This window comes from Inediibacterium massiliense (genome assembly GCF_001282725.1).
Taxonomy (GTDB): Bacteria; Bacillota; Clostridia; order Peptostreptococcales; family Thermotaleaceae; genus Anaerophilus; species Anaerophilus massiliensis.
The window spans coordinates 884,711-907,504 of sequence record NZ_LN876587.1; the positions used below are offsets into that span (position 1 = coordinate 884,711).

Here is a 22,794-nt window from a genome sequence, read left to right on the forward strand (position 1 = left end):
GATATTTTATGTTAGAGTACATAAAGGGAGACCTTGTAGGAATCAAAGAAGATTATATTGTGCTAGATCATAATGATATGGGTTACAAAATTTTTACAACTTCTTCATCTATAGTAGAATTTGAAAAAATTCATGAAAAAATAATTATATATACACAACTTATAGTAAGAGAAGATGATATAAGTATCTTTGGATTTTCAAATCAAGATGAATTAAAAATTTTTAGGCTTTTAATTACTGTCAATGGAATAGGGCCAAAGGTGGCATTAGGAATACTTTCTTCTATTAATTATAAAAGCTTGGTAGGAGTGATTATATCAGAGGATATGAATACTTTAATCAAAGCACAGGGAGTAGGGAAAAAAACAGCACAAAGAATTATATTAGAGCTAAAAGACAAAGTAGACCATAATATAGCTACCTTTGAACCAAATTTACTTCAAATACAAACAAATGAATCTTGTGATACAAATGAAGCTTTGGATGCATTAATGATTTTAGGATATACAAAGGCAGAGGCAAGTAAAGCCATAGAAGCTGTAAAAGATTCTTCTAAAAGTGTAGAGATGATGATTAAAAAGGCACTTAAAATATTAGGGAAGTAGAGCAAAGGGGGTGGAGATATGATACAAGATATGGATGAAGGAAGAATTATTACTACAGCACCTAGAACAGAGGATTATGAAGTAGAAAACAACCTAAGACCTAGAAAACTAGATGATTATATGGGACAAGATAAAGCCAAAGAAAAGCTTAAAATTTTTATAGATGCTGCCATGATGAGAGATGAATCTCTAGATCATGTGCTTTTATACGGACCTCCTGGTCTTGGAAAAACTACTTTATCTAATATTATTGCCAATGAGTTAGGCGTAAATATTCGAGTAACTTCAGGTCCTGCTATTGAAAGACCAGGTGATTTGGCAGCTATACTTACCAATTTAGGAGAAAATGATGTGCTGTTTATTGATGAAATACATAGGCTTAATAGAACTGTAGAAGAAATATTATATCCTGCTATGGAGGATTATGCATTAGATATTATTATTGGAAAAGGACCAAGTGCAAGGTCTATTCGGTTGGATTTATCAAGATTTACATTAATAGGTGCTACCACAAGAGCGGGACTGTTAACCTCTCCTCTTAGAGATCGATTTGGAGTAATATGTAAGCTGGAGCTTTATGAGGTAGAAGATTTAAAAAATATAGTGATTCGATCTGCATCGATTCTAGGAATAGAAATAGAGCAAAAAGCTGCCATAGAGATTGCAAAAAGATCTAGAGGAACACCTAGAATTGCCAATAGATTATTAAAGAGAGTGAGAGATTTTGCACAAGTAAAGGGAGATGGACTCATTACTCTAAAAATTGCAAAAGATGGTTTAGCTCTTTTAGAAATAGATGAATTAGGTCTAGATCAAGTAGATCGAAATATAATGTTTACAATTGTTGAAAAATTTAGTGGAGGCCCTGTAGGGTTAGATACTTTGGCAGCTTCAACTGGAGAAGAAAGAAACACGATTGAGGATGTATATGAACCGTACCTTCTTCAATTAGGATTTATGCAAAGAACACCTAAGGGAAGAACAATTACTCAGTTAGGATACAAACATCTGGGGATTTCTACAGAGGAATAAATAAACAAAGATACGTAAAAATAGATTTGTAGCCATATAAAAAAGGAATTTCTCTAGTTTTGTCGAATTTTTTAAAAAAACAATAATCAAGGAGAGAAATTTATGAAAAATTTTTACAAAGTAATCACTATTGCAATACTCATGGTATCCTTTGGTTTTGCTACATTCGGGTATGCTGATTTTTACTCATCATATAATGAAGTAAAAATTGGAATCCTGTATGGACAAAGTTGTCCTGCTCAAGTAAAATTGTCTGCTTCTAATGACATAGAAATGGGATATTTCGTTGGGCATGAATTTAACATTATAATGGACTTTTTTGAAAAAGAAGTTATTGTGAAAAAAGATCCTCAGAACTCTATTTATATTCAAATAGGACAAGATTTTTTAAGCAATAATGAAGCTTATACTTTTTTAAGTCAAATCTCTTCATCTGTACATAATTCGTTTATAGCCTATAAAAATGGAGTAAAGGTGTGGGCAGGACCTTATGAAAACTTTACAGATGCCCAAGCTTCATTGGAAAATATAAAATCAATTCTACCAGAATATAATATGATGATAGTTTCTTCATTAGGAAAAGGGATTCAAGTTGTAAACCAGTCAGGAAAGATTTTATTTGTATATGATAGTTTGGATGGAGAATATCATTTTAGAGAAAGTTTACACAAGGATGCATCAGGAATCATACAAGTAGATCATAAAAAATATCGAGGCAGTATTATGATTAAGAGATATTCAAATAGTGATTTTACAGTGATCAATCAATTAGGATTAGAAGAATATTTATATGGTGTTTTACCCAAAGAAATTTCAGGAGACTGGCCTATAGAAGCACAGAAAGCCCAAGCGGTTGCTGCAAGAAGTTATACTCTTGTCAATATGAATAAGCATAAAGCCTATGGATTTGATTTATGTTCTAGTACAGATTGTCAAGTGTATGGAGGATATAGTAGTGAGAAACCAAGAAGTAATGAAGCAGTAGATCAAACAAGAGGAAAAATAATGACTTATGAAGGAAAAGCCGTTACAGCCCTTTACCATTCCAATAGTGGAGGACATACAGAAGATAGTGAGAATATATGGTCAAATCCAATAGGATATTTAAGGGGAGTAGATGATCCATATTCTATAGGAGCTCCAAACTCAGAATGGACTGTTGTTTATACGAAAAAACAAATAGAAGATATTTTAATGGCTAAAAATATATATGTAGGAAATATACAAAGTATAAATATTATAGAACGTTCAAAAAATGGAAGAGTTTTAAAGCTATCTATTCAAGGAACAAATGGAGAAAAAATTTTACAAAAAGATGAGATTCGTAGTGTATTTGGTTATAATAATATTAAAAGTACATGGTTTGATATGATAGGAAATAACTCCAATAATGGAAATGGTTTGAGAGAAGAAAATAGTGGCCAATTGTTTATAAATTCTGATAAAGATTTTCTATCAAAATCTATAGAGGATTCTTCCTTGTATCTGATAAGTAGTGAAAAAATAAAAAAAGCAAATGAAAATATTTATGTAAGTAATGGAGAAAAAACAAAATCTTTATCTCAGCCTATATTTAATCATTCATCAGATTCTTATACTTTTTCTGGAAAAGGTTGGGGTCATGGACTTGGAATGAGTCAATGGGGAGCTAAAAAAATGGCAGAACAAGGTTTTTCTTATGAGCAAATATTGAAGCACTATTATACAGGAATTCATATAGAATAAGGAGTTTTGAAAATGAGAACAAGTGATTTTAATTTTGATTTACCAGAAGAGTTAATTGCACAAACACCTCTTAAGAATAGAGATGAATCCAAGCTTATGATTTTAGATAAAAAAAATCAACAAATCAATCATAAAGTATTTAAGGATGTAATCGATTATTTAAATCCAGGGGATTGTTTAGTTTTAAATGATACAAGAGTACTTCCTGCAAGGCTTTTTGGAATCAAAGAAAAAACAGGAGCGAAGATAGAGTTTTTACTTTTAAAAAGAACAGATAAAGATTTATGGGAAACATTAGTTAAACCTGGTAAAAAAGCAAGAGTTGGAGATACTGTTTCTTTTGGAGATGGAATTTTAAAAGCTCATATTGTAGATATGGGTGAAGAAGGTTCAAGAATTATAAAATTTGAATATGAAGGAATTTTTGAACAGATTCTAGATCAATTAGGAACGATGCCTCTTCCTCCTTATATAACAGAGACTTTGAAAGATCAAAATAGATACCAAACTGTTTATGCAAAGCATGAAGGCTCAGCAGCAGCACCTACAGCAGGACTTCATTTTACTCCGGATTTATTAGAAAAAATAAAACAAAAGGGTGTAAATGTAGCTTATATTACTCTCCATGTAGGGCTTGGAACTTTTAGACCTGTAAAGGTAGATGATGTATTAAACCATAAGATGCATTCAGAATTTTATATGGTAAGCAAAGAAACAGAAAAATTAATCAATGATACAAAAGCAAATGGAAAAAAAGTTATAGCAGTTGGAACTACTTCTACAAGGACTCTAGAAAGTATTGCAAAGGAAAAAGGGAAGATTCAAGCAGGGAATGGATGGACAGATATTTTTATTTATCCAGGATATGAATTTAAAATGATTGATGGACTCATTACAAATTTCCATCTTCCAGAATCTACTTTAATCATGCTTGTAAGCGCATTTTGTGGAAGAGAATTTACACTTAAGGCTTATGAAGAAGCTATAAAAAATAGATATAGATTTTTTAGTTTTGGAGATGCCATGCTCATCATTTAAAAACAGGAGGTAAAAAATGGCTATTAGATATGAACTCATTAAAGAATGTAAACAAAGTGGAGCAAGATTAGGAAGGCTTCATACTCCACATGGGATTATTGAAACTCCTATATTTATGCCAGTAGGAACTCAAGCTACTGTAAAGACTATGACACCAGAAGAATTAAAAGAAATCAATGCTCAAATTATTTTAAGTAACACTTATCATTTGTACTTAAGACCAGGTCATGATCTTGTAGAAAAAGCAGGAGGATTACATAAATTTATGAATTGGGATAGACCCATTCTTACGGATAGCGGAGGGTTTCAAGTATTTAGTTTAGGAGATTTAAGAAAGATATCAGAAGAAGGAGTAGAATTTCGTTCTCATTTAGATGGATCTAAGCATTTTATTAGTCCTGAAAAGGCTATTGAAATAGAGAATGCATTAGGAGCAGATATTATTATGGCATTTGATGAATGTGCTCCTTATCCTGCTGATCGGGATTATGTAAAAAACTCTTTAGAAAGAACCACAAGATGGGCCAAAAGATGTAAAGAAGCTCATAAAAATACTGATACTCAAGCGTTGTTTGGAATTGTTCAAGGAGGTATGTATAAGGATTTAAGAGAGCAAAGCATAAAAGAAATTACAGAAATTGATTTTCCAGGATATGCAGTAGGAGGGTTGAGTGTAGGAGAGCCTAAGCCCCTTATGTATGAAGTATTAGAATATACGACACCACTTCTTCCAAAGGATAAACCAAGATACTTAATGGGAGTAGGAAGTCCTGATTGTTTAATAGAAGGAGTAATAAGAGGAATTGATATGTTTGATTGTGTACTGCCTACAAGAATTGCAAGAAATGGTACGGCTATGACATCTACTGGAAAAGTAGTTATTAAAAATGCTAAGTATAAAGAAGATTTTTCTCCATTAGATCCAAATTGTGATTGTTATACTTGCAGAAATTATTCAAAAGCTTATTTAAGACATCTTTATAAGGCAGAAGAAATTTTATCAGGAAGACTTGTCACTTATCACAATCTTCACTTTTTATTAAATTTAATGAAAGATATAAGACAAGCTATTATGGAAGATAGACTTTTGGATTTTCGAAAAGAATTTTTTACAAAGTATGGATATGATTTATAAAATTTTCTAATTTTAAAAGGAATTAATATTTTTATGTAGAATAGTAATAGATATCAGAAAAGGAGGCATTTTATTATGAATCAGCAGATGTATTCACCTATTTTAATGACGGTCATATTTATTGCGATATTTTATTTTCTCATTATCAGACCGCAAAAGAAGAGAGAAAAACAAGTAAAAGAAATGAGAAATAATTTGAAAATAGGAGATCAAATTACAACAATAGGTGGTATATATGGAAAAATATCTAAAATTAAAGATGACTTTGTTACAATTGAAGTAGGCGCTGACAAAACAAAACTTCAAATTGCTAGATGGGCAGTAGGTAATGTATTAAAAACTGATGATGTAGCATAAAAGAAGATGACATAGGTCATCTTCTTTTTGTTAGTTCTATTTTAAATTTTCATACATAAATATTTTATAAGAATGTTTTTGGAGGTGGAGAAGGTGAAATCAGTAAGTGAAAATAGGATTGGTATTTATGTAAAATCTATAATGATTGCTTGTATTTTTTCGTTATTTGTGTTTGTAATTATGGCATTACTTATTACTTATACAGATATTTCTGAAACTATTATTCCTATACTTGCATCTATTGTTATGATTCTTAGTACGCTTATAAGTGGTATGTATGCAGGTGTGAAAATAAAAAGAAAAGGACTTTTAAATGGACTTTTAGTAGGAGTTTTTTTTATGATCGTTATTGTTTGTATGAGTTTTTTACTTATAAAGGATTTTAAATTTGAAATGTATGCATTTTACAAAATGATGTTGGGAATAGGAGCAGGTGGTATCGGTGGAATGATTGGTGTAAATTTTAAATAAAAACTTTGACATCATAATCGATTGTGTTATAATTTAGTAGAAATCAAATTAGAGGAGGCATAAGGATGAAGCATGTAAAGACTTTAACAAAAGCAACATTAAAAGAGACTGCAGCAAAAGGCGGATGTGGAGAGTGCCAAACTTCATGTCAGTCAGCATGCAAGACTTCTTGCACAGTTGCAAATCAAGAATGTGAAAATAGATAATACATATTCAAAAAACAGTAATATTTTCATATTACTGTTTTTTATTCGTTAGGAAATTATATCTAGAGGTAAACTGTGGACAATTCTAGAAAGTTAAACTTTCTAGTAATTTTAAGCAACGGAAATTCTGAATAAAAAAATTTTATGGGTGCCATGAGCATATGAGATACATTAAAATTTTAAAATGTTTTCAATTAAAGGAGGATAATAGATGATACACAAATTTATGCAAGAAGATACAAGAATTGTTTTAGATGTAAATAGTGGAGCAGTACATGTTATAGATGAAATCATATATGATGTATTAGATTATTATAAAGAAAAATCTACAGATCAAATCATAGATTTATTATCTAATAAGTATAAAAAAGAAGATATTATAGAAGCTATAGAAGAAATAAAAACTTTAGAATCAGAAGGACTTTTATATGCAGAGGATTCTTATCAAAATCATCCTGCATTTTTAAATAAAAAACCTTTCATTAAGGCTTTATGTTTGCATGTTGCCCATGATTGCAATATTCGATGTAAATATTGTTTTGCATCTCAAGGAGATTTTAAAGGACAAAGAAGTTTAATGAGTGAAGAAGTTGGTAAAAAAGCATTAGACTTTTTAATTGAGCACTCAGGAAGTAGAAGAAATCTAGAGGTAGATTTCTTTGGAGGAGAACCTCTGATGAATTTTGAAGTGGTTAAAAAATTAGTAGAGTATGGAAGAAAAAGAGAAAAAGAAACCAATAAAAGATTTAGATTTACTATCACTACCAATGGTGTATTATTAAATGATGAAAAAATGAAATATATTGAGGAAAATATGGACAATGTCGTACTTAGTATAGATGGAAGAAAAGATGTAAATGATTATATGAGATGTACTGTAGATGGATCTGGCACTTATGATGTGATTATTCCTAAGTTTTTAAAAATGGCAGAAATGAGAAATGGAAAAAGTTATTTTGTAAGAGGAACTTTTACTAAAAACAATTTAGATTTTTCTAAAGATGTACTTCATTTAGCAGATTTAGGATTTAAGAGTACTTCCATAGAGCCTGTTGTAACAGATCCTAAAGAAGAGTATGCTATATCAGAAGAAAATTTAAATAAAATTTATGAAGAATACGAAATTTTAGCAAAAGAATATATCAAAAGAAAAAAAGAAGGAAATGGATTCCATTTCTTCCATTTTATGATAGACTTAAATCAAGGTCCTTGTGTCGTAAAAAGATTATCAGGATGTGGAGCAGGAACTGAATATTTAGCTGTAACTCCAGAGGGTGATCTTTACCCATGTCATCAATTTGTAGGCAATGAAGATTTTCGTTTAGGAAGTGTAGATACAGGTATTTTGAATGAAGAAATAAGAGAAAATTTTAAGCATGCTCATGTATATAGTAAAGAAAAATGTAAGGATTGCTGGGCAAAATTCTATTGTAGTGGAGGCTGTCATGCCAATGCTTACAATTTCAATCAAACCATTTATAAGCCTTATGAAATGGGATGTGAAATGGAGAAAAAAAGAATTGAGTGTGCATTGTTTATTGAGGCGAGTTTATTAAAATAGGAGGGTATAAAGATGATTTTATCTTATGAAGGATATACTCCAAATATTGATGAAAGTTGCTACGTAGCAGATAATGCTACGATTGTAGGAAAAGTAACACTGAAAAAAAATGCAAATATATGGTATGGAACAGTTGTAAGAGCTGATGATAATGAAGTAATTATTGGAGAAAATACAAATATACAAGATAATTGCACCATTCATATTGCTAAGGATTTTCAAACCATTATAGGTGATTATGTGACGGTAGGACATAATGCAATTGTACATGCTTGTACAGTGGGAAATTATGTGTTAGTAGGAATGGGTGCTATCATTTTAAATGGAGCCCAAATAGGAGATCATGTGATTGTTGCAGCAGGATCCGTGATTCCACCAGGGAAAAAAATTCCATCTAATACATTGGTAATGGGTTCTCCTGCAAAAGTAGTAAGGGAATTAACTCAAAAAGACTATGAAAAATTAAAAGATTCAGCTCTTCACTATGTAAACTTAGCGAAAAAGCATAAACATAATATGGAAAAGTAACCATTGACCGTTATATATACTAAGTATATAATATTTCTATGAGCAAAAAAGGAGGATCAGAGAATATGAAAATGAAAAATGCAATCATCTTGTTATTAGTGCTTGTCCTTGTTACAGCAGGAGCTTTTACAGGGATTAAAGGGTTTGAAGGTGCTCATATAAAGCCGATTAAAGATATGTTAAAGCTTGGACTGGATTTAAAAGGTGGAGTATTTGTAGTACTTGAAGCACAAACAGATGCAAAAGGAAAAGAACTTGATAAAATTATGGTTCAAACAAAAGAAGTCATTGAACGAAGAGTAAATGCAATGGGTCTTACAGAACCAAATGTAATGAGAGAAGGAAGCAATAGAATAAGAGTAGAGCTTCCAGGAGCTAAAGATGCCCAAGAAGCTGTTAAGGCCATAGGTAAAACAGCTCAGCTTCAATTTGTCAATGCAAAAGGTGAAATTATTTTAACAGGAAAAGAAGTAAAAAATGCAGAAGTAATATTTGAAAAAGATAAAGGAAATGCTCCAGGGGTTTCATTAGAATTTAATAGCGAAGGAGCAAAAGCTTTTCAAATCGCAACAAAAGAAGCAGCTTCTCAACCAGTAGGTTCAGCAGGAAGAATCATTGCAATTGTATTGGATGGACAAGCTATTTCTACACCAAATGTACAAAATGAAATTCCAAATGGAAAAGCTTCTATCACAGGAAACTTTACTATGGATGAAGCAGCTCAACTTGCAGCACTTATTAGAGGAGGAGCATTGCCTGTTGAGTTAGTAGAGGTTCAAACTTCTGCTATAGGACCAACTCTTGGTATGGATTCATTCAATAAAAGTATTTTTGCAGCAGGGATAGGAATTGGATTGATATTCTTATTTATGCTACTTTATTATAGAGTGCCTGGATTTATTGCAAGTATTGCTTTGATCATTTATATTTTAATTGTTTTATGGGTATTAATAGGATTTGGTGCAGTACTTACACTTCCTGGTATCGCAGGACTGATTTTATCAGTAGGTATGGCAGTAGATGCAAATGTCATTATATTCGAAAGAATAAAAGAAGAAATTAGAAATGGTAAAAGCCTTAGAGCTTCAGTAAATTCAGGATTCTCAAAGGCAATAGGAACGATCCTAGATTCTAACATTACTACATTAATTGCAGGAATTGTTCTTTATCAATTTGGATCAGGACCTATCAAAGGATTTGCAGTAACTTTAATGGTGGGTTTATTGGCAAGTATGTTTACAGCAGTAATAGTAACGAAAACACTATTAAAATCAATTATTGATATGAATATTTTTAAAAGTACAAAATTTTATGGAGCATAGAAAGGAAGTGTAGAAAATGAATATTATTTCTAAAAAGAAGATATGGTTTAGTCTTTCTATTGCTGTGATCGTAATAGGATTAATAATGGGAATGTTTCAAGGCTTTAATCTAGGAATAGATTTTACAGGTGGAACTATGATGCAAGTTTATTTAGGAAAAACAGTACCTGTAAATGAAATAAAAACAGAGATTTCAAAATTTGATTTAGATGCAGAAATTATTCATGTAGGAGATCAAAAAGAAGAGATTATTATCAAAACAAAAAAAGATTTAAATACCAATCAAAGACAAGAAGTATTTGAAGTATTAAAAGCTAAATACAATTTAAACGACAAAGATTTTAGACAAGCAGAGCAATTTGGACCTTCTATGGGAAGTGAAATACAAAGAAAAGCATTGATTTCAATAGGAATTGCAGCTATAGGTATGCTTATTTATATTACTTTTCGTTTTGAAATTAAATTTGGAGCATCTGCTATTTTAGCTTTGATTCATGATATTTTAGTGGTACTTGCTATATTTGCTATTTTTAGAATCCCTTTAAATAGTTCTTTTGTGGCAGCTATGCTTACCATTGTAGGATATTCAATTAATGATACCATTGTAGTTTTTGATAGAATTAGAGAAAATATGAGATATATGAAAAAGAGAAATTATGAAGAAGTCGTAGATATGAGTATCAATCAAACGATTACTCGTACTATCAATACTTCTTTGACTACATTAATTACAATTATAGTTTTATATATTTTTGGAGTAGAAGCGATTAAAGCATTTACGCTTCCATTAATCTTGGGAGTTGCAATAGGAACTTATTCTTCTATCTTTATTGCTAGCCCTATTTGGGTTACATTAAAAGAATGGGAAAGTAAAAAAAATGGATATAATCCTAGTTAAATAAGTGGCCTATGGGCCACTTATTTTGTATTTATAAAGTAAATCAATGAAACAAATCATATTGAATAGAAACAGTATATATCATATAATAAGATGTACAGTTAAATAAAAAATGATGAATTGTTCAGTATAATCCTTATAAATAAGGGAGGAATTTTTATGGATTTAAAAGATAAGATCAGAGTCATTGAGGATTTCCCAGAAAAAGGAATAAGTTTTAAAGATATTACTACTCTTTTACAGGACGGAGAAGCTTTTCAATATACGATTAATAAAATGGCTGATCAAATCAAAGATAAACAATTTGATTTAATTGTAGGGCCAGAATCAAGAGGTTTTATTGTAGGAACACCTCTTGCTTATGCGACCCAAAAAGGTTTTATTCCAGTGAGAAAGCCAGGAAAACTTCCAGGAGAAACGGTAAAATATACATATGATCTAGAATATGGCAGTGATTCATTAGAAATGCATAAAGATGCTATCAAACCTGGACAAGAAGTTATTATCGTAGATGATTTACTTGCTACTGGAGGGACTCTTCTTTCAACTATTAAAATGATTGAGGGTTTGGGCGGTAAAGTTGTAGGAATCGTATGCTTAATTGAATTGACTTATTTGGGTGGAAGAGAATTATTAAAAGATTACGATGTAAAATCATTGATTCAATATGATTAGTGGTTGGATTTCCAACCACTCATTCTTTTTTGTCAAAACTATTATTGTGTACTAGGATTTTTTTTTTATTTGTTATATAATGTATGTAATATTTTAATCATGCGTATAATCTTATTGTTATGACGTAGTAATAGGGTGATGATATGTTAGAAAATTTACTAGCACAAATACAACAGTATAATCCAAACAGTGATATGGGCTTTATTATTAAAGCCTATAATTTTGCAGAGGCTGCCCATGAAGGACAGGTGAGAAAATCAGGAGAAAAATATTTTGTACATCCTGAAAGAGTAGCAAAAATATTAGCAGAACTAGAGATGGATGATGCAACCATTGTTGCAGGTCTTTTACATGATGTAATTGAGGATACGAAGTACACTTATGAGGAAGTAAAATTAGAATTTGGTGAAGAAGTTGCTATTTTAGTTGAAGGAGTAACAAAATTAGGAAGATTTACTTATGAAACAAAAGAAGAAAGACAAGCTGAAAGTCTTAGAAAAATGTTTTTGGCTATGGCAAAGGACATAAGAGTAATTATCATAAAACTTGCTGATCGTCTTCATAATATGAGAACTTTAAAATATATGAATGAAGAGAAAAAAAGAGAAAAGGCAGTAGAGACATTAGAAATTTATGCACCTATTGCTCATAGGCTTGGAATATCAAAAATAAAATGGGAGCTTGAAGATTTATCTCTTCGATATATTGATCCAGAAGGATATTATGATTTGGTTGATAAAGTAGCCAAAAAGAAAAGAGAAAGGGAAGAATATATCAATCAGGTTATTAAACAATTGGGAAATGCATTAAAAGATGTAAAGATAAAATTTGAGATCAATGGAAGATCGAAGCATTTTTATAGTATCTATAGAAAAATGGTATATAGAAATAAGGCATTTGAAGAAATTTTTGATTTAACAGCCATAAGAGTCGTTGTAGATAATGTAAAGGATTGTTATGGAGTATTAGGAATTGTACACACTATGTGGAGGCCAATCCCAGGAAGATTTAAAGACTATATTGCCATGCCTAAACCCAATATGTACCAATCTCTGCACACTACAGTTATAGGACCAGATGGAGAGCCTTTTGAAATTCAAATCAGAACTTGGGAAATGCATCGTATTGCAGAATACGGGATTGCAGCTCATTGGAAGTATAAGGAAGGCAAAACAGGACAAAATAAAGACAATTTAGATGATAAATTAAGATGGCTTAGACAATTATTAGAATGGCAAAGGGATATGAATGATCCTAAAGAGTTTATGGAAAGTCTTAAAATTGATTTATTTACCAATGAAGTTTTTGTGTTTACTCCAAAAGGAGATGTCATTGACCTTCCAGCAGGATCTACACCTATTGACTTTGCTTATAAAATTCACTCGGCTATAGGAAATAGTTGTATTGGAGCAAAGGTAGATGGAAGAATTGTTCCTATTGATTATAAACTGAAAAATGGGAATATTGTGGAAGTTCTTGCATCCAAGAATAGCCATGGTCCTAGTAGAGACTGGTTAAAGTTTGTAAAAAGTACTCAAGCAAAAAATAGAATTCGTCAGTGGTTTAAAAAAGAAAGAAAAGAAGAAAATATTGAAAAAGGAAGAGAAATGCTTGAGAAGGAAATTAGGCGTAATAATTATGAAGTTCATGAACTTGCCAAATCTCCATGGCTCAATGAAATTGTAAAAAAACTGAGACTAAATAGTATAGAAGACTTATATGCTGCTATTGGATATGGAGGAATTTTATTAGGACAAGTTGTTCCAAGGTTAAAGCAGCTTTATAAAGAATCGGTAAAGGAAGAAAAGAATCTTCAAGAAACAATTTCTCTGCAAAATAAAACAAATAAACCTAAAAAAGAGAAAAAAGACACCCAAGGGATAAAGGTAAAAGGAATCGATAATATATTGGTTCGTTTTGCAAAATGTTGTACACCTGTTCCTGGAGATGAAATTATAGGTTTTATTACAAGAGGAAGAGGCGTATCTATTCATCGTACGGATTGTGTGAATATTCTAAAAGAAAGAGAATGTATTGACCGCTTCATAGAAGTAGAATGGGATGCAGATAGACAAAACTCTTATGAGACAGAAATTCAGATTATTGCATCAGATCGGAAAGGATTATTATCAGAAGTGACAAATGTTTTATCAGATATCAAACTTTCTGTTACTGCTATTAATGCAAGAACTACAAAAGATCGAGTAGCCATTGTAAATTTAACTATAGAAATTACAAATGTTGAGCAATTAGATAAATTAATTAAAAAAATAAAATCTATGCAAGGTGTATTAGATGTATATAGAGTGACATCTTAAGGGGAGGAAGTATAAAATGAGAGCAGTCATTCAAAGAGTCAGTCAAGCAAATGTGATAGTGGATGAAAATATTAAAGGAAAAATTAAAAAAGGTTTTTTAGTTTTATTAGGGGTAGAAGAAGACGATGATGAAAAAGATGTAATATATATGGCGGAAAAAATTATAAATTTAAGAGTTTTTGAAGATGAAAATGAAAAAATGAATCTTTCTCTATTAGATATAAAAGGAGAAATGCTAGTAGTTTCACAATTTACTCTATTAGGAGATTGTCGAAAAGGAAGAAGACCTAATTTTATGAACGCAGCTCATCCAGAGAAAGCCAATGAACTTTATATAAAATTTATAAAAAAATGCAGAGAATTTAAATTAAATATTCAAACTGGTGTTTTTCAAGCTCATATGCAAGTGAATTTATGTAATGATGGACCTGTCACAATGCTTGTGGATAGCAAAAAGAACTTCTAGGAGGGGTAAGATGATCATACACAAAATAGAAGCAGGGATCTATGCGGTAAACTGCTATATTTTAGCCTGTGAAGAAACAAAGAAAGCTTGTATCATTGATCCAGGTGGAGATGGGGAGAAAATTTTAAAATATATTAATGACAATGATTTAAAGCCTCAATTTATTCTTTTGACTCATGCCCATGGAGATCATATTGGAGGAATTCCTGCAATTAAAGAAAAAATAGATTTGCCTGTGTATCTTCATGAAGAAGATGAAGATTTATTTAGCGATGCAAATAAGAATTTATCTAGTATGATGAGTGGACCCACTGTAGAGATGAAAGCAGATCAATATTTAAAAGATCAAGACACAATTAAGTTAGGAAATTTAAATCTTCATATTATGCATACTCCAGGTCATACAAGAGGTGGGATCTCTATTTATGTAGAGAATGTAGTTTTTACAGGAGATACATTATTTGCAGGCTCTATTGGCAGAACAGACTTTGAAGGAGGATCTTTTGAAGCTATTATTCATTCTATTAAAAGTAAATTGCTAAATTTAGGAGATCAGGTCAAAGTATTTCCAGGACATGGACCGAGCTCTACTATAGGAAGAGAAAAAATTTATAATCCTTTTTTGGCTGAGTAGTATATCCCTGAAGAATTGGGAGAATAATAGTAGTATCAATTCTTCAGGAGGTCTATTATGAAAAAAAGTATAGGAAAATATATTATGAAAAAAAATCAAGAGCTTCTTAGAGAAATTGATTTTCATGATTTTATGAATATGGTTGAGTCAAATCTTTGTGATGAAGAAATGGCTAGTGAATTAGGTGTTCATAAGGAATATATAAAGAGGCTTAAAAACGAAATAAAAAAGGACTTTTAGTGTAGGTGATAAAATTGATGAATGTATTATTAAAGGGACATAATTTTGAGTATGAGGTAGGAGAACTTTTAAAAATATTTATTCACAAAGAAAATTTCAAATTTGTACAGCAAAAAGCTTTGGAGGATGACCAAAGCTTTTTGCTAGTTAGTGAATATATAAAAGATGAATGTATTGCAAAAGCTACTTTGTTTCAAAAGGAAAAAGCACTTCTTACAAAATCTATAGAGCATAAAATAACAAATGATCCTTTGAATTTAAAAAAAATCATTAAAAGAAGTATAAAAATTGTCATGTATGATCTTTTAAGTGAGTTTTATCATGTGGTTCCTCCTTGGGGAATTCTTACGGGAATTAGACCTACAAAAATTGTACATGAGTTAATTTATGAAGGTTTTCATATAGAAGATATTCAAAAAAGATTAAAAAGTCAATATCGAATGAGTGATGAAAAGATAGATTTAGTGACTCGTATTGCTCAAATTGAAAAGAATTTTATTCATAGTGAACAAGAAGATAGAGTGAGTGTATATATTAGTATTCCATTTTGTCCAACAAGATGTCTTTATTGCTCTTTTCCATCTCATCCATATGAAGAAGAGAAAATAAAAAATTATTTAAATGCTTTATGTTATGAAATCAAGGAAATTGGACATACTTTAAAAAAGTTAAATAAAAAAGTAGAAACTCTGTATATAGGAGGAGGAACTCCTACTACTCTTACAGCAGAGCAGCTTAATATTTTATTAAAAACTATATATCAGTATATAGATCTTCAATTTGTAAAAGAAATGACTGTAGAAGCAGGAAGACCAGATACTATTACAAAAGAAAAATTAGAAGTATTAAAGGAAAATAAAATCAATCGTATTAGTATCAATCCTCAAACAATGAATGATGAAACACTTATAAAGATAGGAAGGCATCATAAAGTGCAAGATATTATAGATACTTATCATATGGCAAACCAAATAGGTTTTGAGTCTATTAATATGGACCTGATTATAGGACTTCCTGATGAAGATGAAAAAATGGTTGAGCATACTATGAAAGAAATTCAAAAACTTGATCCAAAGAATTTAACAGTACATACTTTAGCCATTAAAAGAAGCTCTAAATTAAAAGAAAGTATTCAAAATTATGAATTAGCAAAAGAAGAACAAGTACAAAGAATGATTCATATTACACAAGAGTATGCACAAAAAATGGGACTGACTCCTTATTATATGTATAGGCAAAAGTATATGTTAGGAAACCTTGAAAATATAGGATATGCAAAAGAGAATTATGAATGCATTTATAATATACAAATTATTGAAGAAAAACAAAGTATTATTGCCCTTGGAGCAGGAGGTGTATCTAAATTCTTTTATCCTAAAGAAAATAGATTAGAAAGAGTTCCAAATGTAACAAATGTAGATGAATATATCAATCGAATTGATGAAATGATCGAAAGAAAGAGAAAAGAGTTTTTTATATAAAATGGAAATTCTATTGACAGATAAAGGTCATTTCATTATAATAATAAACAATTGTATATAGTATTTGCAAAGAAGAGGAAAAGTAAGTGTAATACTATTGAAAGCGAGTTGAGATTTGGTGAGAGCTCAATAATACAGGTTATACTGAAGACACCTTAGAGCAAATGATCTGAAAAAAAGTAAGATCGTTCGTATTTCGGCGTTAACGAATAAAAGTGGGATTTTCCAATCAGGGTGGTACCGCGGGATTCAATACTTCTCGTCCCTAATTCAATAGGGATATAGGAGTATTTTTTGTTTTTACTTTGTTTCAAGGAGGGTTATATATGTTAACAAAGGCACCTAGAGGAACAAAAGATGTTTTACCATCAGAAGTGTATAAATGGAGATATGTTGAGAATTTATTTAGAGAAGTTTGTGATCATTTTGGATATAAAGAAATTAGAACTCCAATATTTGAACATACTGAGTTATTTAAAAGAGGAGTAGGAGAAACTACAGATATTGTACAAAAGGAAATGTATTCCTTTGAAGACAATGGGAAAAGAGAGATTACTTTAAAGCCAGAAGGAACAGCTCCTGTAGTAAGAGCTTTTATTGAAAATAAATTATATGCAGATACTCAGCCTACAAAGCTTTTTTATATTACTCCATGTTTTAGATATGAAAGACCACAAGCAGGAAGACTTAGAGCTTTTCATCAATTAGGAGTAGAAGCTTTTGGAAGTAATCATCCTTCAATAGATGCAGAAGTAATAGGGATTGCTATGGTATTTTATGAAAGATTAGGTATAAAAAATTTAGAACTTAGAATCAATAGTATTGGCTGTCCTCATTGTCGTAAAAAATATAATGATATATTAAAAGATTATTTAAAAGAAAAGCTTCCTAATTTATGTAATACTTGCAAAGACCGATATGAAAGAAATCCAATGCGAATTATTGATTGTAAAGTAGAATCTTGTAAAAATGAACTTACCAATATACCTCTTATGTTGGATTACTTATGCGACGAATGCAAGGAAGATTTTGAAATATTAAAAGAAAGTCTTTCAGCAATGGGACTTGAATATGTGATAGATCCAAATATTGTAAGGGGATTAGATTATTATAGAAAAACTGCATTTGAGATAGTCTCTCATAATATAGGAGCACAAGGAACTGTATGTGGGGGAGGACGTTATGATGGTCTTGTAGAAGAATTAGGAGGACCACATACACCAGGAATTGGTTTTGGAATGGGAATAGAAAGATTACTCCTTACTTTAGAGAATAATGAAATACCAATCCCAAGTCCTAAGGGATTAGATATTTTTATTGTATCCATAGGAGAACGTGCAGAAAAAGAAGCTATAGGAATTCTTCAAAATTTAAGAAGAGAAGGTATTTCTGCTGATAAAGATTATTTAAGCAGAAGTATTAAAGCTCAATTTAAATATGCAAATAAATGTAATGCTTCTTATACGATTGTATTAGGAGATGATGAATTAAATCAAGATATGGTTTCTTTAAAAAATATGAATACAAGTGAACAAACTACCATTAAGCTTAGCAATTTATTAGATGAATTAAGAAATAGATTATAGGAGGAAGAACAATGGCTGAAGCATTAGGAAATATGAAAAGAACCCATATGTGTGGTACACTAAGAATGGAGCACATAGACAAGGAAGTTGTTTTAATGGGATGGGTCCAAAAAAGAAGAGATTTAGGTGGACTTATATTTACAGATTTAAGAGATCGAACAGGAATTGTTCAAATTATATTTGATAAAGATGTATCTGAAGAAGCATTTAAAAAAGCTGAAACCATAAGAGGAGAATATGTAATTGGAATTAAGGGAGTTGTAAAACATAGACAATCCGTAAATAAAAATATACCAACAGGAGATATTGAAATATTTGCAAATGAATTAAAAATATTTTCAGAAGCACAAACTCCACCTATTTACATAGAAGATGAAGATGAAGTTTCTGAAAATTTAAGATTAAAATATAGATATCTGGATTTAAGAAAGCCTAAGATGCAAAAAAATCTTATGTTTAGACATAAACTAGCAAAATTAACAAGAGACTTTTTAGATGAAAATGGATTTTTAGAAGTAGAAACTCCAATGCTTGCAAAAACTACTCCAGAGGGAGCAAGAGATTATTTAGTTCCAAGTAGAGTAAATGAAGGAAAATTTTATGGTCTTCCTCAGTCTCCACAGCTTTTTAAACAATTATTAATGGTATCTGGAATAGATAAATATTTTCAAATTGTAAAATGCTTTAGAGATGAAGATTTAAGAGCAGACAGACAACCAGAATTTACACAAATTGATATAGAGATGTCTTTTGTAGAAGTAGAAGATGTATTATCTATGAATGAAAAATTAATACAAAAGATGTTTAAAGAAATGTTAAATGTAGATGTTACATTACCTCTTCAAAGAATGCCTTATCAAGAAGCAATGGAGAGATTTGGATCAGACAAACCAGATATTCGATTTGGCTTTGAATTAAAAAATATGAATGATCTAGTAGAGAATTGTGGATTTAAAGTATTTTCAGATACTATAAAAAATGGTGGAGATGTACGAGGAATTAAAATTGACGGAGGAGAAAGTCAATTTAGTAGAAAACAAATTACAAAATTAGAAGACTATGTAAAAACTTATGGAGCAAAAGGTCTTGCATGGATTAAGATGACTTCTGAAGGGATGAATGCTCCTATTGCTAAATTCTTTAGTGAGGATGAATTGCAAAACATCATAGAAAGATTTGAAGCAAAGACAGGAGATTTAATTTTAATTGTAGCAGACAAACCAAATGTTGTATTTGATGCTTTAGGTCATTTAAGAGTAGAAATTGCAAAACAATTGAATATTTTAGATAAAAATGATTATAAATTATTATGGGTTACAGATTTTCCATTGTTTGAATACGATGAGGAAGAAAATAGATATGTAGCAAAACATCATCCATTTACTTGTCCAAGAGAAGAAGATCTTCCTTTATTAGAGACTGAGCCTGATAAAGTAAGAGCAAAAGCTTATGATATTGTACTCAATGGAGTAGAAATAGGTGGAGGAAGTATAAGAATTCATAAAAGTGATCTTCAACAAAAAATGTTTAAAGCATTAGGCTTTACAGAAGAAGAAGCATGGTCAAAATTTGGATTCCTATTAGAAGCATTTAAATATGGAACACCTCCTCATGGTGGAATTGCATATGGATTAGATAGACTTGTTATGCTTTTAACAGGAAATGATAGTATTCGAGAAGTTATTGCTTTTCCTAAAAATCAAAATGCAATATGTCCGATGACAGAAGCTCCAAGTATAGCAGATCAAAATCAATTAGATGAATTGCATATTGCTTTAAAGAGTGAAAAATAGAGTGAAAAATATAATATTTATATGATAGAAGGCATTCAATCCCGTGGGTTGAGTGCTTTTTGTTGCTGAAAAATAAGAATAAGCTTATTAAATGATTTTATTTAACGTTGTGATAAGCATTACTCACTTATGATATAATAAAACTAATAAATGAAACTTTTAGATTGGAGGGAATTTTATGAAATGGAAAGATATCAGAGATCAATATTCCAATAAATGGGTATTAGTAGAAGCATTGAAAGCTAATTCTATAGATAATAAAAGAATCATTCAAGATATGGCAGTTATATCGAATCATAGTAATTCTACGGAGGCATGGAAACAATATAAAGATTTACATTTAAGTGAGCCATCAAGGGAACTATATATCTTTCATACTTCAAATGAAGAAATCGAAGTAATTGAGCAGAAATTCATTGGAGTAAGAAGGAGGAGCAATTAATGAAAATCCGTATGGAGCATGGATTACCTTTAGTAGAGATGAAAATCAAGTATATGAACAAAGAAAAAATACTTAAAAATGTTTTATTAGATACAGGATGTTCTAATACTATATTTGATACAGATGCAGTAGAAGACATAGACTTAGTTATTGATCCTATTAAAGGAAAAGCAAGACGTATGTATGGTGTTGGAGGAGAAAGTGAACTATGTTATGAGCAAATAGTTTCAGACCTAGAGATTGAAAATTTTTTATTAAGAGATTTTACTATACAACTAGGCATAACTAAGGAGAATTATGGATTTGATGCTATTTTGGGAGTAGATTTTATGTATCAAAATGGTATTATCATAGATTTTGAAAAATTGGTAGTTAGTAAATAAAATTTAAAATTATGAATAAGTTCATAGTGAAATAAATTAATTTAAGATTTTAAGATGAAATGTTAAAAAATATAGAAGGTAATACTCATACTTTCCATTTGCATATAATGAATTATGAAGAAAAGGCATTCGATCCCATTGGGTTGAGTGTTTTTTGTTGGGCTCTATATTAATAGTTGGGGTGGGATTGTTTATAATCCCGCTCCATTACTTTATTAGAGACTATTTCAATATAAAAGTAACGTTATGGGTACATTTAATAAACCTTGTCCTGCTATACTAAAGTTGTAACACCTAACGCTAGTTTGATGTTATAATTCAAACATAGAAAAGGAGTTGCAAAATGGCGAATAAAAAATATGACCCAGAATTACAAAAGAAAGTATTACGTCTTTATCTTGAAGAAGGTCGGACTGTAAAAAGCTTAACTGAAGAATATAATTTAGGGAATGGTACATTGAGATATTGGTTAAACAAGCACCGTGAAGAATGCAAGACAAATACTGATTTAAAAGAAGAAACAGATTCTTATATTGAAATTCAAAAGCTGCGTAAACAGCTGGAAGAACTTGAAAAGGAGAATCGTTTTCTAAAAAAGGCGGCTGCATTCTTCGCGAAAGAAATCGATTAAAAATTTATGAATTCATAAAAAAATACTGCAATGAATTCGGTTTACGATGGCTATTATCCAAATTTAAATTATCCCCTAATGCCTATTACAATTATCTTAAAAAGAGAACACAAAAATATTTTAAACACAAAGCTCAATTAAAAGAATTAATTGAGACAATTTATCATAGTAAAAATGGTACTGTAGGTTATCGCATGATAGCAGATTTACTTAAATTAAGTAATGTATCATGCAGTTATCCCACGATTTATAAGTATATGAAAGAGCTAAATTTAAAAGCTATAATTATGAAAAAGAAACAAAAATATATAAAAGGAAGTATTCATAAAACTTTTAAAAATCTCTTAAATCAAGATTTTACTGCTTCCAAGCGAAATGAAAAGTGGTGTACTGATTTTACCTATCTTACATTAAGCAATGGTCAGAAGCGTTATAATTGTAGCATCATAGATCTGTATGACAGAAGTGTAGTTGCAACGTTGAACAGTAAATGGATTGATTCAAATTTAGCTATAGATACGTTGAAAATAGCATTAAAAAATAACCTAATCAAAAATAATTTAATTTTGCATAGTGATCAAGGAGCGCAGTTTGCTTCAAAAGAATTCGTAAAATTCTGTGAATCTAAGGGTGTCACACAAAGCATGAGCAAAGCTGGTTGTCCTTATGATAATGCAGTTATGGAACGATTTTATAATACATTTAAAAATGAACTTATTAAACAATATCGTTTTGATACTGATCAGCTTCTCAATGAAGCTGTTAATGACTATGTTTATGAATGGTATAATTTTTCAAGACCACATTCGCATAATCAAGGAAGGACACCCTTCGAAGCTAGGTATGGAAATCAAAACTAGCACATAATGTTACAATTTTACTTGACCAGAACACCTAGCTAGAATATAGGCTTTTTTATTGTCATGTAATAGGTATCTAATTCATAATTAGTTAGTACAATGAATAATTTTATTAAGAAATTTATGAAAATTTTTAAGTCCGAAAGACACTCGTAATTAGAATACACTTATTGAACGCCTCCTTTAATTTGGTGTGAGCAACTATAATTTAGCAGGAATTTTCGGTAAGTGCTTTATTTTTTTGCAAAAAATTAAATGTTGAAGTTTAAAGCGCCCCAACATTTATTATAGAACCTAAAAAAACAACAATATGCTACAATGTAGATTTTTCAATATGTTGACAGTTTACAGCGTATGGAAAGTGGATTCATATTGTGTTATAATTTAACTTAAGTTGTTGTATAAAA

Annotated in this window: 23 protein-coding genes and 1 other annotated feature; all 23 genes read left to right on the forward strand. The window is 30.4% G+C overall.

All coding sequences use genetic code 11. The features are described from left to right. Positions 1–8 precede the first annotated feature (8 nt). Complete coding sequence (gene ruvA, locus BN2409_RS12785) at positions 9–605, forward strand: Holliday junction branch migration protein RuvA (RefSeq protein ID WP_053957008.1); 597 nt, start codon at positions 9–11, stop codon at positions 603–605. Positions 606–635: 30 nt separating this feature from the next. Continuing rightward, the gene (ruvB, locus tag BN2409_RS12790; protein ID WP_053957745.1) at positions 636–1,637 is read left to right on the forward strand and encodes a Holliday junction branch migration DNA helicase RuvB; all 1,002 of its coding nucleotides are present in this window, start codon (positions 636–638) and stop codon (positions 1,635–1,637) included. A gap of 102 nt (positions 1,638–1,739) precedes the next feature. Then, the gene (locus tag BN2409_RS12795) at positions 1,740–3,362 is read left to right on the forward strand and encodes a SpoIID/LytB domain-containing protein (protein ID WP_053957009.1); all 1,623 of its coding nucleotides are present in this window, start codon (positions 1,740–1,742) and stop codon (positions 3,360–3,362) included. 12 nt (positions 3,363–3,374) lie between these two features. Then, positions 3,375–4,400, forward strand: a complete 1,026-nt coding sequence (gene queA, locus BN2409_RS12800; protein ID WP_053957010.1) for a tRNA preQ1(34) S-adenosylmethionine ribosyltransferase-isomerase QueA — start codon at positions 3,375–3,377, stop codon at positions 4,398–4,400. A 16-nt stretch (positions 4,401–4,416) separates the two neighbouring features. Then, on the forward strand, positions 4,417–5,535 hold the full coding sequence (tgt, locus tag BN2409_RS12805; protein WP_053957011.1) for a tRNA guanosine(34) transglycosylase Tgt: 1,119 nt from the start codon (positions 4,417–4,419) through the stop codon (positions 5,533–5,535). 75 nt (positions 5,536–5,610) lie between these two features. Beyond that, positions 5,611–5,892, forward strand: coding sequence for a preprotein translocase subunit YajC (gene yajC, locus BN2409_RS12810; protein ID WP_053957012.1), 282 nt, complete (start codon positions 5,611–5,613; stop codon positions 5,890–5,892). A gap of 93 nt (positions 5,893–5,985) precedes the next feature. After that, the gene (locus BN2409_RS12815) at positions 5,986–6,363 is read left to right on the forward strand and encodes a TIGR04086 family membrane protein (RefSeq protein WP_053957013.1); all 378 of its coding nucleotides are present in this window, start codon (positions 5,986–5,988) and stop codon (positions 6,361–6,363) included. A gap of 59 nt (positions 6,364–6,422) precedes the next feature. Next, a complete protein-coding gene (gene scfA, locus BN2409_RS16950) occupies positions 6,423–6,569 on the forward strand; it encodes a six-cysteine ranthipeptide SCIFF (protein WP_110943121.1) in 147 nt (48 codons plus the stop codon). A gap of 211 nt (positions 6,570–6,780) precedes the next feature. Next, positions 6,781–8,130 carry a thioether cross-link-forming SCIFF peptide maturase gene (scfB, locus tag BN2409_RS12820; RefSeq protein ID WP_053957014.1) on the forward strand — a complete coding sequence of 450 codons (1,350 nt, stop codon included), beginning with the start codon at positions 6,781–6,783 and terminating at the stop codon, positions 8,128–8,130. Between the two features lie 12 nt (positions 8,131–8,142). After that, positions 8,143–8,658 carry a gamma carbonic anhydrase family protein gene (locus BN2409_RS12825; RefSeq protein ID WP_053957015.1) on the forward strand — a complete coding sequence of 172 codons (516 nt, stop codon included), beginning with the start codon at positions 8,143–8,145 and terminating at the stop codon, positions 8,656–8,658. Between the two features lie 65 nt (positions 8,659–8,723). Next, positions 8,724–9,980 carry a protein translocase subunit SecD gene (gene secD / locus BN2409_RS17555; protein WP_053957016.1) on the forward strand — a complete coding sequence of 419 codons (1,257 nt, stop codon included), beginning with the start codon at positions 8,724–8,726 and terminating at the stop codon, positions 9,978–9,980. Positions 9,981–9,996: 16 nt separating this feature from the next. Next, complete coding sequence (gene secF / locus BN2409_RS17560) at positions 9,997–10,878, forward strand: protein translocase subunit SecF (RefSeq protein WP_053957017.1); 882 nt, start codon at positions 9,997–9,999, stop codon at positions 10,876–10,878. Between the two features lie 159 nt (positions 10,879–11,037). Then, positions 11,038–11,553: an adenine phosphoribosyltransferase gene (locus BN2409_RS12840; protein WP_053957018.1), complete on the forward strand. Its 516-nt coding sequence runs from the start codon at positions 11,038–11,040 to the stop codon at positions 11,551–11,553. A gap of 143 nt (positions 11,554–11,696) precedes the next feature. Then, entirely contained in the window at positions 11,697–13,871 is a 2,175-nt protein-coding gene (locus BN2409_RS12845; RefSeq protein WP_053957019.1) for a RelA/SpoT family protein, read from the forward strand. 16 nt (positions 13,872–13,887) lie between these two features. Next, the gene (gene dtd / locus BN2409_RS12850; RefSeq protein ID WP_053957020.1) at positions 13,888–14,337 is read left to right on the forward strand and encodes a D-aminoacyl-tRNA deacylase; all 450 of its coding nucleotides are present in this window, start codon (positions 13,888–13,890) and stop codon (positions 14,335–14,337) included. A 10-nt stretch (positions 14,338–14,347) separates the two neighbouring features. Next, positions 14,348–14,971 (forward strand): MBL fold metallo-hydrolase, encoded by a 624-nt coding sequence (locus BN2409_RS12855; RefSeq protein ID WP_053957021.1) that lies wholly within the window; start codon positions 14,348–14,350, stop codon positions 14,969–14,971. A gap of 57 nt (positions 14,972–15,028) precedes the next feature. Continuing rightward, the gene (locus BN2409_RS12860; RefSeq protein ID WP_053957022.1) at positions 15,029–15,211 is read left to right on the forward strand and encodes a hypothetical protein; all 183 of its coding nucleotides are present in this window, start codon (positions 15,029–15,031) and stop codon (positions 15,209–15,211) included. Between the two features lie 17 nt (positions 15,212–15,228). Continuing rightward, positions 15,229–16,692 carry a coproporphyrinogen dehydrogenase HemZ gene (gene hemZ / locus BN2409_RS12865; protein WP_330375456.1) on the forward strand — a complete coding sequence of 488 codons (1,464 nt, stop codon included), beginning with the start codon at positions 15,229–15,231 and terminating at the stop codon, positions 16,690–16,692. A 60-nt stretch (positions 16,693–16,752) separates the two neighbouring features. Further along, positions 16,753–16,962, forward strand: a binding site (T-box leader). A gap of 56 nt (positions 16,963–17,018) precedes the next feature. Further along, complete coding sequence (gene hisS / locus BN2409_RS12870; protein ID WP_053957024.1) at positions 17,019–18,278, forward strand: histidine--tRNA ligase; 1,260 nt, start codon at positions 17,019–17,021, stop codon at positions 18,276–18,278. 11 nt (positions 18,279–18,289) lie between these two features. After that, the gene (gene aspS, locus BN2409_RS12875) at positions 18,290–20,071 is read left to right on the forward strand and encodes an aspartate--tRNA ligase (protein WP_053957025.1); all 1,782 of its coding nucleotides are present in this window, start codon (positions 18,290–18,292) and stop codon (positions 20,069–20,071) included. Positions 20,072–20,249: 178 nt separating this feature from the next. Next, positions 20,250–20,513 carry a hypothetical protein gene (locus tag BN2409_RS12880; RefSeq protein ID WP_053957026.1) on the forward strand — a complete coding sequence of 88 codons (264 nt, stop codon included), beginning with the start codon at positions 20,250–20,252 and terminating at the stop codon, positions 20,511–20,513. Continuing rightward, positions 20,513–20,896 carry a retropepsin-like aspartic protease gene (locus tag BN2409_RS12885; RefSeq protein ID WP_053957027.1) on the forward strand — a complete coding sequence of 128 codons (384 nt, stop codon included), beginning with the start codon at positions 20,513–20,515 and terminating at the stop codon, positions 20,894–20,896. The genes BN2409_RS12880 and BN2409_RS12885 overlap by 1 nt, the downstream gene beginning before the upstream one ends. Positions 20,897–21,239: 343 nt before the next feature. Then, positions 21,240–22,387 (forward strand): IS3 family transposase gene (locus tag BN2409_RS16960; RefSeq protein WP_110942847.1). Its coding sequence is split into 2 segments (ribosomal slippage): positions 21,240–21,501 and positions 21,501–22,387, totalling 1,149 coding nucleotides; the frame shifts between segments, so codons are not numbered across the junction. The last annotated feature ends 407 nt before the right edge of the window (positions 22,388–22,794 follow it).

Excerpts from the sequence above, each read along its gene's own strand:
- ruvA (WP_053957008.1), top strand. The coding sequence starts at position 9 with ATGTTAGAGTACATAAAGGGAGACCTTGTAGGAATCAAAGAAGATTAT.
- ruvB (WP_053957745.1), top strand. The coding sequence starts at position 636 with ATGGATGAAGGAAGAATTATTACTACAGCACCTAGAACAGAGGATTAT.
- BN2409_RS12795 (WP_053957009.1), top strand. The coding sequence starts at position 1,740 with ATGAAAAATTTTTACAAAGTAATCACTATTGCAATACTCATGGTATCC.
- queA (WP_053957010.1), top strand. The coding sequence starts at position 3,375 with ATGAGAACAAGTGATTTTAATTTTGATTTACCAGAAGAGTTAATTGCA.
- tgt (WP_053957011.1), top strand. The coding sequence starts at position 4,417 with ATGGCTATTAGATATGAACTCATTAAAGAATGTAAACAAAGTGGAGCA.
- yajC (WP_053957012.1), top strand. The coding sequence starts at position 5,611 with ATGAATCAGCAGATGTATTCACCTATTTTAATGACGGTCATATTTATT.
- scfB (WP_053957014.1), top strand. The coding sequence starts at position 6,781 with ATGATACACAAATTTATGCAAGAAGATACAAGAATTGTTTTAGATGTA.
- BN2409_RS12825 (WP_053957015.1), top strand. The coding sequence starts at position 8,143 with ATGATTTTATCTTATGAAGGATATACTCCAAATATTGATGAAAGTTGC.
- secD (WP_053957016.1), top strand. The coding sequence starts at position 8,724 with ATGAAAATGAAAAATGCAATCATCTTGTTATTAGTGCTTGTCCTTGTT.
- secF (WP_053957017.1), top strand. The coding sequence starts at position 9,997 with ATGAATATTATTTCTAAAAAGAAGATATGGTTTAGTCTTTCTATTGCT.
- BN2409_RS12840 (WP_053957018.1), top strand. The coding sequence starts at position 11,038 with ATGGATTTAAAAGATAAGATCAGAGTCATTGAGGATTTCCCAGAAAAA.
- BN2409_RS12845 (WP_053957019.1), top strand. The coding sequence starts at position 11,697 with ATGTTAGAAAATTTACTAGCACAAATACAACAGTATAATCCAAACAGT.
- dtd (WP_053957020.1), top strand. The coding sequence starts at position 13,888 with ATGAGAGCAGTCATTCAAAGAGTCAGTCAAGCAAATGTGATAGTGGAT.
- BN2409_RS12855 (WP_053957021.1), top strand. The coding sequence starts at position 14,348 with ATGATCATACACAAAATAGAAGCAGGGATCTATGCGGTAAACTGCTAT.
- BN2409_RS12860 (WP_053957022.1), top strand. The coding sequence starts at position 15,029 with ATGAAAAAAAGTATAGGAAAATATATTATGAAAAAAAATCAAGAGCTT.
- hemZ (WP_330375456.1), top strand. The coding sequence starts at position 15,229 with ATGAATGTATTATTAAAGGGACATAATTTTGAGTATGAGGTAGGAGAA.
- hisS (WP_053957024.1), top strand. The coding sequence starts at position 17,019 with ATGTTAACAAAGGCACCTAGAGGAACAAAAGATGTTTTACCATCAGAA.
- aspS (WP_053957025.1), top strand. The coding sequence starts at position 18,290 with ATGGCTGAAGCATTAGGAAATATGAAAAGAACCCATATGTGTGGTACA.
- BN2409_RS12880 (WP_053957026.1), top strand. The coding sequence starts at position 20,250 with ATGAAATGGAAAGATATCAGAGATCAATATTCCAATAAATGGGTATTA.
- BN2409_RS12885 (WP_053957027.1), top strand. The coding sequence starts at position 20,513 with ATGAAAATCCGTATGGAGCATGGATTACCTTTAGTAGAGATGAAAATC.